This window comes from Rhizobium acaciae (assembly GCF_025941625.1).
Classification (GTDB): Bacteria; Pseudomonadota; Alphaproteobacteria; order Rhizobiales; family Rhizobiaceae; genus Rhizobium; species Rhizobium acaciae.
Genome location: NZ_JAPCZO010000003.1, coordinates 229,146 through 243,038 on the forward strand (window position 1 = coordinate 229,146; position 13,893 = coordinate 243,038).

The 13,893-nt window shown below is 61.8% G+C and carries 17 protein-coding genes; 8 read left to right on the forward strand and 9 right to left on the reverse strand.

Annotated features, from left to right (window positions below; genetic code table 11):
* The first annotated feature begins 39 nt into the window (after positions 1-39).
* Complete coding sequence (locus tag OLZ32_RS06855) at positions 40-756, forward strand: SDR family oxidoreductase (protein WP_011653463.1); 717 nt, start codon at positions 40-42, stop codon at positions 754-756.
* Between the two features lie 50 nt (positions 757-806).
* Here OLZ32_RS06855 and OLZ32_RS06860 read toward each other — a convergent pair whose 3' ends face one another.
* The 6 genes from OLZ32_RS06860 to OLZ32_RS06885 all read right to left on the reverse strand — a co-directional run bounded on the left by OLZ32_RS06860 (position 807) and on the right by OLZ32_RS06885 (position 4,823).
* Positions 807-1,883, reverse strand: coding sequence for an alpha/beta fold hydrolase (locus OLZ32_RS06860; RefSeq protein WP_264420305.1), 1,077 nt, complete (start codon positions 1,881-1,883; stop codon positions 807-809).
* Between the two features lie 113 nt (positions 1,884-1,996).
* Complete coding sequence (locus OLZ32_RS06865) at positions 1,997-2,632, reverse strand: tetratricopeptide repeat protein (RefSeq protein ID WP_028742225.1); 636 nt, start codon at positions 2,630-2,632, stop codon at positions 1,997-1,999.
* 112 nt (positions 2,633-2,744) lie between these two features.
* The gene (ykgO, locus tag OLZ32_RS06870) at positions 2,745-2,870 is read right to left on the reverse strand and encodes a type B 50S ribosomal protein L36 (RefSeq protein ID WP_003566454.1); all 126 of its coding nucleotides are present in this window, start codon (positions 2,868-2,870) and stop codon (positions 2,745-2,747) included.
* A gap of 163 nt (positions 2,871-3,033) precedes the next feature.
* Positions 3,034-4,110, reverse strand: coding sequence for a 5-(carboxyamino)imidazole ribonucleotide synthase (locus OLZ32_RS06875; protein ID WP_011653460.1), 1,077 nt, complete (start codon positions 4,108-4,110; stop codon positions 3,034-3,036).
* Positions 4,107-4,601, reverse strand: a complete 495-nt coding sequence (gene purE, locus OLZ32_RS06880) for a 5-(carboxyamino)imidazole ribonucleotide mutase (protein ID WP_011653459.1) — start codon at positions 4,599-4,601, stop codon at positions 4,107-4,109. Before purE ends, OLZ32_RS06875 begins: the two co-directional genes overlap by 4 nt.
* An 18-nt stretch (positions 4,602-4,619) precedes the next feature.
* Positions 4,620-4,823, reverse strand: coding sequence for a YdcH family protein (locus tag OLZ32_RS06885; RefSeq protein ID WP_003542832.1), 204 nt, complete (start codon positions 4,821-4,823; stop codon positions 4,620-4,622).
* A gap of 228 nt (positions 4,824-5,051) precedes the next feature.
* Between OLZ32_RS06885 and OLZ32_RS06890 the strand changes: the two genes are divergently transcribed.
* On the forward strand, positions 5,052-5,225 hold the full coding sequence (locus OLZ32_RS06890; RefSeq protein WP_003542831.1) for a YdcH family protein: 174 nt from the start codon (positions 5,052-5,054) through the stop codon (positions 5,223-5,225).
* 205 nt (positions 5,226-5,430) lie between these two features.
* Here the strand turns inward: OLZ32_RS06890 and OLZ32_RS06895 are convergent, their stop codons facing one another.
* Positions 5,431-5,691, reverse strand: coding sequence for an ArsR/SmtB family transcription factor (locus OLZ32_RS06895; protein WP_003542830.1), 261 nt, complete (start codon positions 5,689-5,691; stop codon positions 5,431-5,433).
* Between the two features lie 96 nt (positions 5,692-5,787).
* Positions 5,788-6,552 carry a sulfite exporter TauE/SafE family protein gene (locus OLZ32_RS06900; RefSeq protein WP_028742224.1) on the reverse strand — a complete coding sequence of 255 codons (765 nt, stop codon included), beginning with the start codon at positions 6,550-6,552 and terminating at the stop codon, positions 5,788-5,790.
* Between the two features lie 107 nt (positions 6,553-6,659).
* Between OLZ32_RS06900 and OLZ32_RS06905 the strand changes: the two genes are divergently transcribed.
* Complete coding sequence (locus tag OLZ32_RS06905; protein ID WP_003542828.1) at positions 6,660-7,313, forward strand: thiamine phosphate synthase; 654 nt, start codon at positions 6,660-6,662, stop codon at positions 7,311-7,313.
* A gap of 10 nt (positions 7,314-7,323) precedes the next feature.
* Complete coding sequence (locus OLZ32_RS06910; RefSeq protein ID WP_264420317.1) at positions 7,324-8,406, forward strand: tetratricopeptide repeat protein; 1,083 nt, start codon at positions 7,324-7,326, stop codon at positions 8,404-8,406.
* Between the two features lie 133 nt (positions 8,407-8,539).
* Here the strand turns inward: OLZ32_RS06910 and OLZ32_RS06915 are convergent, their stop codons facing one another.
* The gene (locus OLZ32_RS06915) at positions 8,540-10,282 is read right to left on the reverse strand and encodes a hypothetical protein (protein WP_003542826.1); all 1,743 of its coding nucleotides are present in this window, start codon (positions 10,280-10,282) and stop codon (positions 8,540-8,542) included.
* A gap of 342 nt (positions 10,283-10,624) precedes the next feature.
* Here OLZ32_RS06915 and OLZ32_RS06920 point away from each other — a divergent pair, with 342 nt between their 5' ends.
* Genes OLZ32_RS06920 through OLZ32_RS06935 form a run of 4 tightly spaced genes read left to right on the forward strand, consistent with a single transcriptional unit; the run spans position 10,625 to position 13,879 of the window.
* Positions 10,625-10,954, forward strand: coding sequence for an STAS domain-containing protein (locus OLZ32_RS06920; RefSeq protein ID WP_171600629.1), 330 nt, complete (start codon positions 10,625-10,627; stop codon positions 10,952-10,954).
* Positions 10,951-11,319: a response regulator gene (locus OLZ32_RS06925; RefSeq protein ID WP_003542824.1), complete on the forward strand. Its 369-nt coding sequence runs from the start codon at positions 10,951-10,953 to the stop codon at positions 11,317-11,319. Before OLZ32_RS06920 ends, OLZ32_RS06925 begins: the two co-directional genes overlap by 4 nt.
* The gene (locus OLZ32_RS06930; RefSeq protein ID WP_264420321.1) at positions 11,316-13,373 is read left to right on the forward strand and encodes a chemotaxis protein CheA; all 2,058 of its coding nucleotides are present in this window, start codon (positions 11,316-11,318) and stop codon (positions 13,371-13,373) included. Before OLZ32_RS06925 ends, OLZ32_RS06930 begins: the two co-directional genes overlap by 4 nt.
* A complete protein-coding gene (locus OLZ32_RS06935) occupies positions 13,370-13,879 on the forward strand; it encodes a chemotaxis protein CheW (protein ID WP_264420323.1) in 510 nt (169 codons plus the stop codon). Before OLZ32_RS06930 ends, OLZ32_RS06935 begins: the two co-directional genes overlap by 4 nt.
* The last annotated feature ends 14 nt before the right edge of the window (positions 13,880-13,893 follow it).

Sequence of the window (13,893 nt, forward strand, 5' to 3'; positions counted from 1 at the left end):
TAAAGCGTCTGCGGCTCGGTCAATTCAAGGAGCAGCATCATGTCTTTGCAGCATGTGGTCGTCATCGGTGGTTCTTCCGGCATCGGCCTTGCCACGGCGAAATTACTTTTGAAACAGGGATATACGGTCACCATTGCAGGCCGCGACGGCGAAAAGCTTGCAGCGGCGAAGGCATCGCTCGACGGCGATCTGCGCAGTGTCGTGCTCGATGCGGCGGAGCTTTCCGGGCTCGGGGAGGCTTTTGCCGGGGTCGGCGCATTCGGTCATCTCGTGCTGGCGATGGGCAGCGGTCACGGCGCCGGACCTTTTGCGACGCTTGACATGGCGGATCTGCTTGCCGGGTTTCAGACCAAGCTCATTCCGCATGCCGCGGCAGCGCAGGCGGCACTGCCGTTGCTGCAGCCGGGCGGCAGCATCACCTTTGTTTCGGCGGTCAGCGCGCAGGCTGCGATGCCCGGCACGGCTGGGCTTGCCGCCGTCAATGCCGGGATCGAGGCGATGGTGCCGGTGCTTGCCGCCGAGCTGAAGCCGCTGCGCGTCAACGGCGTTTCGCCTGGGGTCGTCGATACGCCGTGGTGGAGTTTCGTGCCGCCCGAGCAGCGCGACAGCGTCTTTGCGGATTTCGCCGGCCGTACGCCGGTCGGCCGAGTCGGCAGGCCGGAGGATATCGCGGAGGTGATTGCCTTCCTGATCCGAAACGGCTTCATGAGCGGCCATGTCGTCACCTGCGACGGCGGCATACGTCTCGGCGCCTGAGGCGGATTTCCGGCGATGCTGAGGACAAAATTATGCAGCAGTTCAAAGTGCTACAGCGTGTTTTGTGCGGCGGAAAAGACGTGCGGTGCTGCAGGCTCTAACGACGGTGCGGCTGCGGCCCTCTGATCGCGAGAGGCGGCGGCAAGCCTCTCCTCGGCTCTGCGGGCAATTGCCTGCAGGTCGCGCGGCTTGCCGGCGAGCTTCTCTATGGCGGCGATGGCGACATCGGTCGCGAGATAGTCCGGCTTGTGGCCGACGCCGCTGACGGTGACGAGCTCGGAGCCTGATATATCGCGGGCAAGGCCGCGTGAATGCAGGTGTTCCCAGACGATCTCGTCACGGTCGCCCGTTATAATGACGGTCGGCGCGGTGATCTGCGAGTAGAGCAGCGACTGCTCCTTCACATAGGCGAGCAGTCTTTTGAAATCGGCAGCATTGTTGTGGAAGGCGCTGGGGCGCAGCACCAGCGACGGACCGGTTTTTTCGATGTAGTCGGCCGGGCGAGGATTGGGACGGAAGACATTCAGTGTGCCGCGCTCCAGCCGGCTCAGCCCGAGCGGCACGACGATCGCGTGGTTGAAGAGCCAGCCGACGATCGGCACGGTCGCCACATGATAGTACCAGTCGATGCCGCCCGGCCATGGGTGGGTGGCGGGCGCGAGGAAGAGCAGGCCGGCGGTCTTGTCAGGATGGCGCAGGCCGAAGGCAGCGGTGATCGCGCCGCCGAAGGAATGGCCGACGATGATCGCCTTCCCGATGCCGCGCTTCTCCATCAGCCTGGCGATTGCATCTGCCTGGCCGGAGGGGACGGCGTTCTCAGGGCCGCCGCGCTCGGAATAGCCATGACCGGGACGATCGACGAAGAGCATTTCCGCCCGGCCTTCGAGTGCGGCGCGGAAGGCAACGACTTGGTCGAGCAGATTGCCGCTGGCGCCGTGAATGAAGACCAGCGCCGGCAGATCCGCATTTTCGGGACGCTCGACGTGGACGGCATTCATGCGGTATCCGCCGACATCCGTCAGTTCGCCGATATTCGGATAGGCGTGTTCGAATTGCCGCGCCTTATAAGTGGAGTAACCGATGGCGGCGGCGAGCGGGGCGAGAAGAGCGGAAACTTCTGCAAGCATGATCTCAACGAGCGATAATTGCGGGACGTCCTGCGGCGGACAACCGCCACATCGTTCCCTCTCTATTCTAAAATTGTGCGCCAAGATCCGACGTCAAGGTCGCCGCCCGGGAATCAGGTGCGGTTGCCGGCGAGTTTTTCCGCAAGCGTGTTGGCCTGTTCCTGCGCGGTGCGTTCGGCGGGATAGATATCGAGAAAACGCTCCCACGCCTTCAAGGTCAGCTGGTCGTTGCCGGAATTGCTGAGGATCGCCGCCATGCCGGAGAGCGCGCCGAAATGGCGCGGCTCGAGATCGAGCACACGCTCGATATCGGACATCGACTTGCGATAATTGCCCATGACGAAATTCAGCGTGGCGCGGCGGTTCCAGCTTTCGGCATAATCGGGCTTCAGCGCGATCGCCTCGTCGAGGAAATCGAGGGCGGCGGGATTGCGCTTTTCCTCGATCGCCTTGTCGGCCCACTGCATCAGCAGATTGACGGTGGCGCTACCGGAATCGTTCCATTCCATGCGGATTTCATTGGCGATGCCGCTGGCCTTTTCGGGATCGCGTTCACGCTTCAGCTGGCTGAAGAGCTGGTCGAGGTGCTGCTTCGGCGAATTGTTGGCATCCGCCTGCTCGACGATGACGTCCTTTTTCGTGGCGGCGGCCGACTTTTCCGCGGCGGCGGCCGGAAAGGAGGAGGTGAGCAGCATGAGGGCGAGCGGCAGCGCCGCTGATGTCAAAGCAAAAAAGCGCATGGCGGACATATTAGCCCGCCAGCGCCGAAGATCAAACAAATTTGACGTGATCACCGCAGCGACCCACCGGATATATCTGCCGGCGCAAGCTCACGCGGCAGGGCGATCCGGACGCGCGAAATCAGCCCTGACGAGCCTTGAAGCGCGGGTTCAGCTTGTTGATGATGTAGATGCGGCCCTTGCGGCGAACCAGACGGTTGTCACGGTGACGAGCCTTGAGCGACTTGAGCGAATTCTTGATCTTCATTTTTCTGATCCGCGATCTCTATGGGGGAATTCACATTCGCCCGTATCTTTAACAATCAAAAGCGCGCCATCGGGCGCGCTGTTTAGGTGGGGAGCAGATACCCCGTCACCTTTTCCGTGTCAACCACAGGAAGGTGTTTTTCCTAAGGCGCAGGGGTGTTTTCTCAGGCCAAAACCGGCGATTTCGGCATCAAGGTGGTGACATGGCCCATCTTGCGGCCGGGGCGCCACTCGGTCTTGCCATAGAGATGAACCAGCGTATCGGGGTGCCGCAGCCAGTCGGGAACGGCAAGGATATCGTCGCCGATCAGGTTCTGCATGACGCAGTCGGAATGGCGCTCGGCATTGCCGAGCGGCAGGCCGGCGACGGCGCGGATATGCTGCTCGAACTGGCTGACGACGCAGGCGGCTTCCGTCCAGTGACCGGAGTTGTGGACACGCGGTGCCATCTCGTTGGCAATCAGACCGCCATCGGCAAGCACGAAGAATTCGATGCCGATGACGCCGACATAGTTCAATGCAGCAAGGATTTTCTCCGCCGATTGCCGCGCGGCGTCCGCCGTCGCTGCAGAGATCGCAGCGGGAACCGTCGAGGTGTGGAGTATGCCATTTCGGTGGACATTCTCAGCGGGATCGAAGCAGGCGACCGTACCGTCGATGGCGCGGGCGGCAATGATCGAGACCTCACGCTCGAAGGCGACGAAGCTTTCGAGGATGAGCGGCACGCCGCCAAGTGCTGCATAGGCGCCATCCGGACTGTCTGCGGCCGAGCGGAAAACTTTCTGGCCCTTGCCGTCATAACCAAGACGGCGGGTCTTCAGCACGCCCTGGCCGCCGAAATCCTTCAGTGCCGTATCGAGGTCGGACTGGCTGTCGATCGTGTGGAAACGGGCAGTGGTTATGCCGCAGCCATTGAGAAAGCGCTTTTCGACAAGGCGGTCCTGGGCTGCTTCCAGCGCCTTCGGCGGCGGATAGACGGACACACTCGCCGAGAGCGTTTCGGCGGCTACGACGGGCACGTTCTCGAATTCGTAGGTGACGACGTCGCAGATATCGGCGAGTTCGGCCAGTGCCGCCGGATCGTCATAGGCGGCGGTAATCTGCCGGTTGGCGAGCTGGGCGGCCGGGCAGTCTGCCTGCGGCTCGAGGATGACCGTGCGAAAATTCAACCTGGCGGCGGCAATGGCCAGCATGCGGCCGAGCTGGCCGCCGCCGATAATGCCGATCGTTCTTGCCGTCATAGATCGTCCATCGGGTATTCGGCGACGGCAGCACTCTGGCGCTCGCGCCATTCGTCGAGCCGGTCGGCGATTTCTTCGTCGGAAAGGGCAAGCACGGCGGCGGCGAGAAGGGCGGCGTTGACTGCGCCGGCCTTGCCGATGGCGAGCGTACCGACAGGAATGCCGGCCGGCATCTGCACGATGGAAAGGAGGCTGTCCTGGCCGGACAGGGCTTTCGACTGGACCGGCACGCCGAAGACCGGCAGCGGCGTCATCGCGGCGGTCATACCCGGCAGATGGGCGGCGCCGCCGGCGCCGGCGATGATGACCTTGAAGCCCTCCGCGCGTGCGCCCTTGGCGAAATTGACCAGCCGGTCGACTGTGCGGTGCGCCGAAATGATGCGCGCGTCATAGGGAATTTCCAGCGCCTCCAGCGTGTCGGCGGCGTTTTTCATGGTCTCCCAGTCGGACTGGCTGCCCATGATGATGGCGACGGGTGGTCTGTCTGTCATCGTTGCTGCTATTCCCTCTCAGGCGATGATGTCAGGGATGATCTGATCTTCCAGCTTGGAGAGCCTGTCCTTGATAACGAGCTTTTTCTTTTTCATGCGCTGGATCCGCAGAGCATCGCATCCGGTCTGGATCATGGCGTTGATCGCGGCGTCGAAATCCTCGTGCTCCTGGCGCAGGCGCGCCACTATGAGCCTGATTTCCGCCTGTTCCTGATCGGCCATATGCATTCCCCGTTATCGTCCTTGGACCTTGTCCGATCTGGCGATGATTTCCGCAAGCTCCTATCACCAAATACAGGTAACGGCTAGTTAGTCTTGATCATGAAATTGCCATCCAGTCTTCATCTTTTGGCCTTCGACAAGCCTTCAAAAATATGTCACAGTCCCGCCCGTTGACACCTTGATCCCCGACGATGTTGGCCGGGGAGGGTAAGAGGAAGGAAGGGTCATATGACTGTTCAAGCTCATCTTGAGTCACTCCAGAAAAAGCATGTCGCTCTCGAGGAGGAGTTGCACGCGCTCAGAACATCTCCCTCTATTTCGGATACGGAGCTTGCCGAATGCAAGCGCCGCAAGCTGCGCATCAAGGACGAGATTCAGCGTCTTAAGTCATCCGTCCACTAATCTTCCCAAGGGTCGCCGGGCGATCATCTTGCGCAACAAGGTAAATCCATCCATTCCGCCAAAAATTTGCAAGAACCGGTGATTTGACACCATATTTGCGCCAGTCCGATGCATCCGGCATCGTGGCTGGCGCTTTTGGGTCGCCACATCTCACATCGCATTCTTATGATTCGCATCGTATCCCCAGATCTTATGGGAACATGCATCAGGCCCAGAACTGATCCAGCCACAAATTGAGCTTGTCGAAGCCGCGGTTATTGACCGTGTAGATGCGTTTGGTGCCTTCCGAGGTCACGGAAACGAGATTGCTGTCGAGAAGCGCCTTCAGGTGCTGTGAAACAGCTGGACGGCTGATCGGCAGGCCTTCGGCGAGCTCATTGACCGTCCGTGGCGCGCGACGCAATTCCTCCAGCAGAAACCGCCGGTTCGGATCGGCAATCGCAGAGAAAGGGTCGGTGTTCGACATGGCGGCAACGCTACGTCAATCCGGCCGCGCCAGCAAGGAAATTGTGCATTGCAGCGAATTGCAGCAATGCGAAGTGCAGCGGCGCGGTAGGGCCTCTTACCAGCCAAGGCCCTCGCGCACGATCAGGAAGGCGGCGATCAGCGCCATTGTATACATGAAGGGATAGAAGATCTGTGGCCTCATGCGGCGCACGCACCAGGCGCCGGCAATGGTGGCGAGCGGAGCAAAGGGCAGAAGCGTTGCGGAGGTCGCAAGGTTCTGGGTGCCGAGCTGGCCGAGCGCGAAATAGGGGATCAGCTTGACAGCGTTGAGGATCGCGAAGAAGCGCACGCTGGTGCCGGTATATTCGCGTGGCTGCAATTTGAGCGGCAGGGCATAGATCTGGAAGGGCGCACCGCCGGCATGGGCGACGAAGCTGCCGTAACCGGAAAATGTTCCCCAGAGGCTGGCGGCTACCGGCCGCTGGCCGCGCGGCGGGATCACCTTGCCAGCGCCCGGGCCGAAATTGCTCCAGAAATAGCGCAGGCAGAAGAGGATGGTCACCGCGCCGATGACGATGCGCAGCAAGTTGCCCGGAACCAGAGCCGAGGTCGCCCAGCCCAGCGCAATGCCGATGAAGGCGCCGGGCAGCATGATCTTCAGCGTCGCCCAGTCGCCATGCTTGCGCCAGATGACGAGCGAGATCATGTCCATGAAAACCAGGATCGGCAGCAGGATGGCCGCCGCCTCGACCGGCGAGACGACGAGGGCGAGGAAGGGCAAGCCGATCAGCGACAAAGCGTCGCCCATGCCGCCCTTTGCGAGGCCCACCAGCAGAACGGCGGGCACGGCGGCGTAGTAGAATGACAAATCCTGCGGCATGCTTTCGACGTCCTCCTCTTGCCAGCCTCGTCTAACGGAACTACTCACACAAAACGAGTGCGGATCCCTCATTTCGAAGGGGAATTCGCAGGAAACGGAAAGACCCCATGACCGAACCGGAAAACCGCTGCCGCCTTGTGCTCATCGTAGCCGATATCGCCGATGCCGATGAACAGGCAAAGATCGTCGCCGATGCGCTGAAGGGCGGCGATGTCGCCTCGGTGATCGTGCCGCAATACGGGCTCGACGACGGCACCTTCCAGAAACATGCCGAAAAGCTCGTGCCGTTGATCCAGGACGCTGGCGCCGCCGCGCTGATTGCAGGCGACAGCCGTGTCGCAGGCCGGGCGAAGGCCGACGGCCTGCACCTTTCCGGCAATGCGGAGGCCCTTTCGGAGGCGATCGACAAACATGCGCCGAAGCTGATCGTCGGCGGCGGCAACGCGGCCGACCGGCACCATGCGCTGGAGATCGGCGAAGTCAGGCCGGACTATATCTTCTTCGGCAAGCTCGATGGCGACATCAAGCCGGAGGCGCATCCGAAGAACCTGGCGCTCGGCGAATGGTGGGCCTCGATGATCGAGATTCCCTGCATCGTCATGGGCGGCACCGATCCAGCCTCGGCGCTCGCCGTCGCCGAGACCGGAGCGGAGTTCGTGGCGATGCGGCTGGCGGTTTTCGCCGAGCCCGCCCGGGCGCCGGCTATCGTTGCCGAGATCAATGCATTGCTTGACGAAAAAGCGCCACGGTTTGAGGATTGAAATCGCGCTCATGCCGATCCCGCCCGCCCGTCTTTTGAAATATTTCCTCGCCGGTATGGCCGCCTTCCTTGCGGCCGGGCCGAATATCGCCTTGGCGCAGGCGCCGGACAGCGTCATCAGCCAGCCGGGCACGGGCCCGGCTTCGACCTTCCGCACCGACCGGCCTTCCAGCCCGGGCGTGCAACCCTCCGATGGCGTCGGCGTATTCGACCGCATGGGCGCGAAGCTGCCGGACCTGCCGCCGGAGAAGGATTACAAAGGGCCGATCGACGAGGCCTACGGCGCCTTCCAGCGCGGTTATTACCTGACGGCAATGGACAAGGCGCTGCCGCGCGCCCAGCTCGGCGATCCGGCGGCGCAGACGCTGATCGGCGAGATCCTCTCGCAGGGCCTCGGCGTCAAGAAGGACGTGAAGAACGCCGCTTTCTGGTACGGCAAGGCGGCCGAAGGCGGCGATTCGGCGGCGATGTTCAAATATGCGCTGATCCTGATGGAAGGCGAGGGCGTGCCGCGTGACAAGGCCAAGGCCGACGACTACATGCACAAGGCGGCCGAGGCGGGCAATCCTTCGGCGGAATTCAACTGGGCACAGCTTCTCATCGCCGACAATCCCGGCGAGAAGGGACTGAGGCTGGCGCTGCCATTCTACGAGAAATCGGCAGAGCAGGGCATTGCCGATTCGCAATATGCCGTGGCGCAGATCTATGCGACGCTGAAGGACCTGCCGGAAGAAAAGAAGAAGCTCGCCCGCGAATGGATGGTGCGCGCGGCGCGCGCCGGCTTCGACACGGCTCAGCTCGATCTCGGCATCTGGCTCGTCAACGGCGTCGGCGGGCCGAAGGATTACGTCAAGGGCTTCGAATGGCTGAAACTTGCCGCTAACGGCGGCAACGTCGCCGCGCAGAACAAGCTCGCCCATCTCTATATCAATGCGATCGGCACGGCGCCCAATCCGATCGAGGCGGCGAAGTGGTACGTGCTGTCGCGCCGGGCCGGGCTCGCCGATCCGGCGCTCGAGGATTTCTACCTCGGCATCGAGGACACCCAGCAGAAGGCGGCGATCGACGCCGCCAACAAGTTTCGGCGGCGATAGCCGCCGTTTGTCGACCCGGCCGACGAGGCGGACGGGCTATTGCATAATCCCTTAAATCTGAATCGATTTAGGCATTGTGGCTACAGCATCCTTTGCGCGTCTGAGAAGACGCGCGGTGCTGTAGCGTTCCAACCTAAAAAAGCGCATCGGCGAAGAGGTCTTCATCGTTTTCGGCTTTGGCGGTTTCGGCGGGAGCGGAGGTGCTGTCCTCGCCCGCCGGAATGATGCCGCGATGAACACTGCGCTCCTGGACCATCGTATAGTGCTTGAAGATCTTGCGGTCGAGCGGCGCGATCGTCTCAGCGAGATCGGAGATATCGGCGACATCGGTGCCGGCGACGCCTTCGAGCATATCGGCGCAGCCGGCAAGGACTTCGCCCAGATTATGCTGGAAATCGAGCTTGCCGATCAGCAGGCTGATCTTGGTGGCGACCTCGCGACCGTTCTCGGCGAGCACCTTCAGCTCGTTTTCCATCACGTTGGCTGCAGAGCGGATGTTGCCGACGGCCGAGGTCAGGCTTTCTCCGAGATTGCCGGCTCCGGCATCCGTGGCGGGGGCGACGCGCCCGGCCGCAGCTTCGAGCGCCGGCAGGCCGTTGACGATGGCGTCGGCGGAATCGTCGAGCTTGCCGGCGAAGATGCGCAGCTCGGCGGTGACGACGTTGATCGACTTGCCTTCCTCGCCGAGGCGGCTGCAGCGCAGGTTGGTATTCAAAGCCATATAGTGAATGTCGGTCTTGACGGCGCGGATATTGCCGATTGCTTCGGAGAGCTTGGCGGCCGTACCGATCGTCGACTGGCTCACCTGGTCGGCCTGGCGGCTTGCCGTATCGACCTGCTTGACGATTTCATGGGCGGCCGAAACGCTGGATTCCAGCGCGCGCATGAAGTTGCCGCCGGCCTCGCCACTTTGACCGCTCATCTGATCGCGCAGCTTGAGGATCTCCCGCATGTCGTGATCGAAACTCGCGATCGTCTTGACGACGTTTTCGGAATCCCGCTGGAAATTTGCGCACATGTCGCTCATCTGCGCCGCCGTCAGATGGTGAATGACGTTCTGGAGGCGCTGGCGCGCGCCGGCGTCGAGTCTGGCGCCATCCTCGCCGGCAAAGAAATCTTCAAGCAGCGAAAAGGTGGCCTGCACATGCTCGATGCGCTGGCGGGTGATGTCGCCGATCTGCAGGGCAGACAGGGTCGAGGCGACCTTGCCCTGGACGGCGCGGGCAATTGCGCCGACCTCGCGGGCGATGACGCCGAGATCCTTGCGATGTCCGGCGATCTTGGCGGCATCATCGCGCAGGGCTCCGGCGACGGCCGGAACAGTATCGGCATAGCTCTTGGAAACACCGGCGCCAAAGGAGGCGGCGAGCTTGACCTCCTTGTCGAGACTGTCGAGGTGCGTGGCGAAACGATTGACCTCATCGGTGCCGGAATAGATGCGCTCCAGGATCTCCTGGGCGAAGCCGGCGAATTCGGCAAGGCCGGCGCCGGTGATCTTTACGGTCACCGCGAAGGTTCTGAGATAACGCATCGTCTCCTGCATGTCGGCGACGTGCTTGCGCAGCTCCCTGCCGGTATGCGCCAGCGAGACGAGCGCCTGCTGGCGGTTTTCCTCGGTGACGGGCAGCGCCATCAGGCTCTCCACCGTGGCGCGGAGATCGGCGCTGGTGTCGCTCGCCTCCTTGTTGTCGAGCGTCGTGGTGACACTCTCGAGCGAGTTCAACAGACGGTTGAGGACATCCATCACCGAGAGCAGCACGGTGCCGCCTTCGAGGAAACGTTCCTCGACCTGGCTACGAGCAGATTCCAGGGTCTGGCTGATGTCCCGCCCTGACGTGTAGGCTACAGCGTTCGATGATACCAGAGCGTGTACCACTTTTATACCTTTTCTTAAAATACAGGCAATTCGACTCTATTTTTACGGGCAGGATGGAAACGTCCGGTAAACGCGCGGGGACTCGCCAGCGTTGTGATTAACGAAAGATGTCGATGGGGTGCCGGTGAAAGGGTCACGGTGGCGCGGCGTAATTCAACATACTGTTTTTATTTTATTTATTTCTAAATTTTGAGGAAAAAATACAACTTATCCCGGATGAGAATTGGGAGTCGCGGAACGCGCTATACGGCAGTTTCCTACAACCGCTGTTTACTCTGCATTAACGCTGTCGTGAGAGTCCTTTTAGGGTCATCAAGTATTTTTCTGGCCCAGGAGGCTGCATTGGATACTCAGAAACAATATTACGAATCTATAAATTTGCCAGATGTCCTCAGTATTCGTAACATGTCCGAACTATATTCAAAGTTTACCGATGAATTTCACAGCAATGATACAATCATCATCAGCATTCCCGAAGGCGCGGAAGCGGATCTGAGTTTCGTTCAACTCATTGAATCCTCGCGCCGCCAAGCAAAAGCCAAGGGAAAGACGTTCAAGCTTTCTTCGCCGGCCAGCGGCTCGGTCCTGAAGGTACTTGAGCGCGCAGGTTTCATCGAATCCTTCGATCATGAAGACGCAAAGTTCTGGTTGCATAAAGAGGTGACGTTATGACTGCAAATATCCTGACTGTCGACGATTCTGCCAGCATTCGTCTGACCACCAAGGTCACGCTGACCAATGCCGGCTATAGCGTCACCGAGGCGGTCAACGGGGCAGAGGGCCTCGCGACGGCCAAGGGCAGCAGCTTCGATCTGATCGTGACCGATCTCAACATGCCTGTCATGGACGGTCTGACGATGATCGAGGAACTGCGCAAGCTGCCGGCCCAGGCCGGCGTTCCGATTATCTTCCTGACGACGGAATCGGACGCCGATCTCAAGGCGCGCGCCAAGGCCGCCGGCGCGACGGGCTGGCTGACCAAGCCGTTCGACCCGGAAAGCCTGGTGAAGATTGTGAAGAAGGTTCTCGGACGATGAGTACGCTCGATCCGGTTGCCGTATTCCGCACCGAAGCTGCCGAATGCCTTGAAGCGATCGAGGCCGGTCTTCTCGACCTGACCCACCAGCTCGACAACAAGGATCTCGTCGACGCCGTGTTCCGCGGCCTCCACACGCTCAAGGGCTCCGGCGCAATGTTCGGTTTCGAGGCGCTCGCCGCCTTCACCCATCATTGCGAAACAGCCTTCGACCGCGTCCGAAAGGGCGAGGTCGCGGCGACCAGCGAACTCGTCGCCGCCGTTCTCGCCGCCCAGGACCATATGCGGGCCCTGGTCGACCAGCCGGACGCCGATCACGGTGATATCGGGCATAAACTTCTGGCGCAGCTGCAGGCTGCCGTCGGCGGCAGGGAAGCGGCGCCTGCAGCAGCGCCGGCTGCTGTTTCCGTACCCGCAGCTGCGCGCGACGCAGCGAAGAAGAAGAACAGCTGGCGCATCCGCTTCAGCCTGCCCGCCAATTCGATGGCCAACGGCACCAACCCGCTCGGCCTGCTGGACGAGCTGCGCGATCTCGGCGAATGCACCGTGTGCGCCAACACCTCGGCCATTCCGCCCCTCGACGCGCTGGCTCCGACGGAACTCCACATTTCCTGGGACGTGACGCTGACCAGCGAGCACGACCGCTCGGCGATCGACGACGTCTTCATCTTCGTGCTCGACGATATGGAACTCAGCGTCGAGGAGATCAGCGGGCAGGCAGCGGCAACCGCCGCTCCGGTTGAGGAAAAGGCAGCACCTGCGCCTGTCGTCGCCGCGGCATCGCCGACCCCCGTTTCGCCGACCACCGTCCCGGAGTTCCGTCCTGTCGAGGCGGTTCCGGCCAAGCGCGAGGCGCCCGCCGCCGTCAGCCAGGCGAAGGCGGCCGAGAATGTCCGCGTTCCGGCCGAACGTCTCGACGAACTGATGGACCGCGTCGGCGAGCTCGTCATCGCGCAATCGCGCCTCAGCCAGCTCGCCAGCGCTAGCACCGATATCGCACTGCGCTCCGTCTCGGAAGAGATCGAACGTCTCTCCGGCGAATTGCGCGACACGATGATGGTGCTGCGCATGGTGCCGGTCGCCACCCTCTTCTCCCGCTTCCGCCGCCTCGTTCACGATCTCGCTCGCGAGACCGGCAAGGTGATCGAACTGGTGACGGAGGGTGAGAGCACCGAAGTCGACAAAACCGTCATCGAACGTCTGGCCGATCCGCTGGTGCATCTGGTGCGCAACTCGATCGATCACGGCCTCGAAACGCCCGCCGACCGCCTTGCCTTCGGCAAGACCGAAGCCGGTACGGTGACGCTCTCGGCCCGCCAGGCCGGCGGCGAGGTGATCATCTCGATCAAGGACGACGGCCGCGGCATCAATCGTGAACGGGTTCGCGCCAAGGCGGAGTCCTCCGGCCTTATCCAGCCCGGCCAGCCGCTTTCCGACTCCGAGCTGCTGCAGCTGATCTTCGCCCCCGGCTTCTCGACGGCAGCCGCGATCACCAATCTGTCCGGCCGCGGGGTCGGCATGGACGTGGTGAAGAAGACCGTAGAGGCGCTCCGCGGCGCGATCGACATCTTCAGCGTGCCGGGACAGGGTTCGGAAGTGTCGCTGCGCATCCCGCTGACGCTCGCCATCATCGACGGTCTGCTGGTGCGCGTCGGTTCCGGCCGCTACGTCATTCCGCTCTCGGCGGTCGAGGAATGCCTCGAACTGTCGCTCGAGGAAGATCTTCGCTCGCGCGGCCGCAGCTTCATCTCGCTGCGCGACAGCCTGGTGCCGTTCCTGCGTCTGCGCGACCTCTTCCGCACCGGCACAAAACCCGACGTGCATCAGAAGGTCGTCGTTATCTCGACCGGCACGGAGCGTGTCGGCCTTGTCGTCGACCAGATCATCGGCGACCACCAGACGGTCATCAAGTCGATGTCGAAACTGCACAATAACGTCGCGACCTTCTCGGGCGCCACCATTCTCGGCGACGGCAGCGTCGCTCTCATTCTCGACGTCGGGCACCTGGTTGCCGCGGGTCAGCAACAGGAGGCGCAATTGCGTGTAGCAGGATGAGTGCAACAGCCGCTGCCGAACGATTTGACCATCACTGGAACTATGCCGAGGAAGTGGAAGTCCTGACCTTCGATCTCAACGGCGAAACCTTCGCGCTGGAAGCGGTCATCGTCCAGGAAATCCTGGACCTGCTTCCCGAGACGGCGGTGCCGGGCAGCCAGCCCTTCGTCGCCAGCGTCATCAACTTTCGCGGCAAGGTCATTCCGCTCGCCGATCTGCGTCTCGCCTTCGGAATGGAAGCGGCGGAGGCGACGATCGACAGCCGCATCATCGTCATCGAGATCGATCTGCAGGGCGAGCAGACGCTCGTCGGCCTCAGGACCGACAAGGTGAACGAGGTGACGACGCTTGCAAAGTCCGCGAGCGAGGCCCCGCCGAGTGTCGGCATGCGGTGGCGCGCCGATTACATCAACTGCCTGGTGAAGAGGGGCGGAGAGTTCATCATTCTCCCCAATCTGCAGGCGATTTTTTCATCGAGGCGCGATGCGGCGGGAGCCGCTAATTGACGCTGAATGAATTC

What these genes read in the sequence shown, in the direction of transcription:
- ykgO (WP_003566454.1), bottom strand. Translation starts at nt 2,870, where the DNA reads ATGAAGATCAAGAATTCGCTCAAGTCGCTCAAGGCTCGTCACCGTGAC.
- OLZ32_RS06905 (WP_003542828.1), top strand. Translation starts at nt 6,660, where the DNA reads ATGACCGAACCGGAAAACCGCTGCCGCCTTGTGCTCATCGTAGCCGAT.
- OLZ32_RS06930 (WP_264420321.1), top strand. Translation starts at nt 11,316, where the DNA reads ATGAGTACGCTCGATCCGGTTGCCGTATTCCGCACCGAAGCTGCCGAA.
- OLZ32_RS06885 (WP_003542832.1), bottom strand. Translation starts at nt 4,823, where the DNA reads ATGGCCGATCAGGAACAGGCGGAAATCAGGCTCATAGTGGCGCGCCTG.
- OLZ32_RS06895 (WP_003542830.1), bottom strand. Translation starts at nt 5,691, where the DNA reads ATGTCGAACACCGACCCTTTCTCTGCGATTGCCGATCCGAACCGGCGG.
- purE (WP_011653459.1), bottom strand. Translation starts at nt 4,601, where the DNA reads ATGACAGACAGACCACCCGTCGCCATCATCATGGGCAGCCAGTCCGAC.
- OLZ32_RS06890 (WP_003542831.1), top strand. Translation starts at nt 5,052, where the DNA reads ATGACTGTTCAAGCTCATCTTGAGTCACTCCAGAAAAAGCATGTCGCT.
- OLZ32_RS06860 (WP_264420305.1), bottom strand. Translation starts at nt 1,883, where the DNA reads ATGCTTGCAGAAGTTTCCGCTCTTCTCGCCCCGCTCGCCGCCGCCATC.
- OLZ32_RS06910 (WP_264420317.1), top strand. Translation starts at nt 7,324, where the DNA reads ATGCCGATCCCGCCCGCCCGTCTTTTGAAATATTTCCTCGCCGGTATG.
- OLZ32_RS06875 (WP_011653460.1), bottom strand. Translation starts at nt 4,110, where the DNA reads ATGACGGCAAGAACGATCGGCATTATCGGCGGCGGCCAGCTCGGCCGC.
- OLZ32_RS06865 (WP_028742225.1), bottom strand. Translation starts at nt 2,632, where the DNA reads ATGTCCGCCATGCGCTTTTTTGCTTTGACATCAGCGGCGCTGCCGCTC.
- OLZ32_RS06855 (WP_011653463.1), top strand. Translation starts at nt 40, where the DNA reads ATGTCTTTGCAGCATGTGGTCGTCATCGGTGGTTCTTCCGGCATCGGC.
- OLZ32_RS06925 (WP_003542824.1), top strand. Translation starts at nt 10,951, where the DNA reads ATGACTGCAAATATCCTGACTGTCGACGATTCTGCCAGCATTCGTCTG.
- OLZ32_RS06900 (WP_028742224.1), bottom strand. Translation starts at nt 6,552, where the DNA reads ATGCCGCAGGATTTGTCATTCTACTACGCCGCCGTGCCCGCCGTTCTG.
- OLZ32_RS06935 (WP_264420323.1), top strand. Translation starts at nt 13,370, where the DNA reads ATGAGTGCAACAGCCGCTGCCGAACGATTTGACCATCACTGGAACTAT.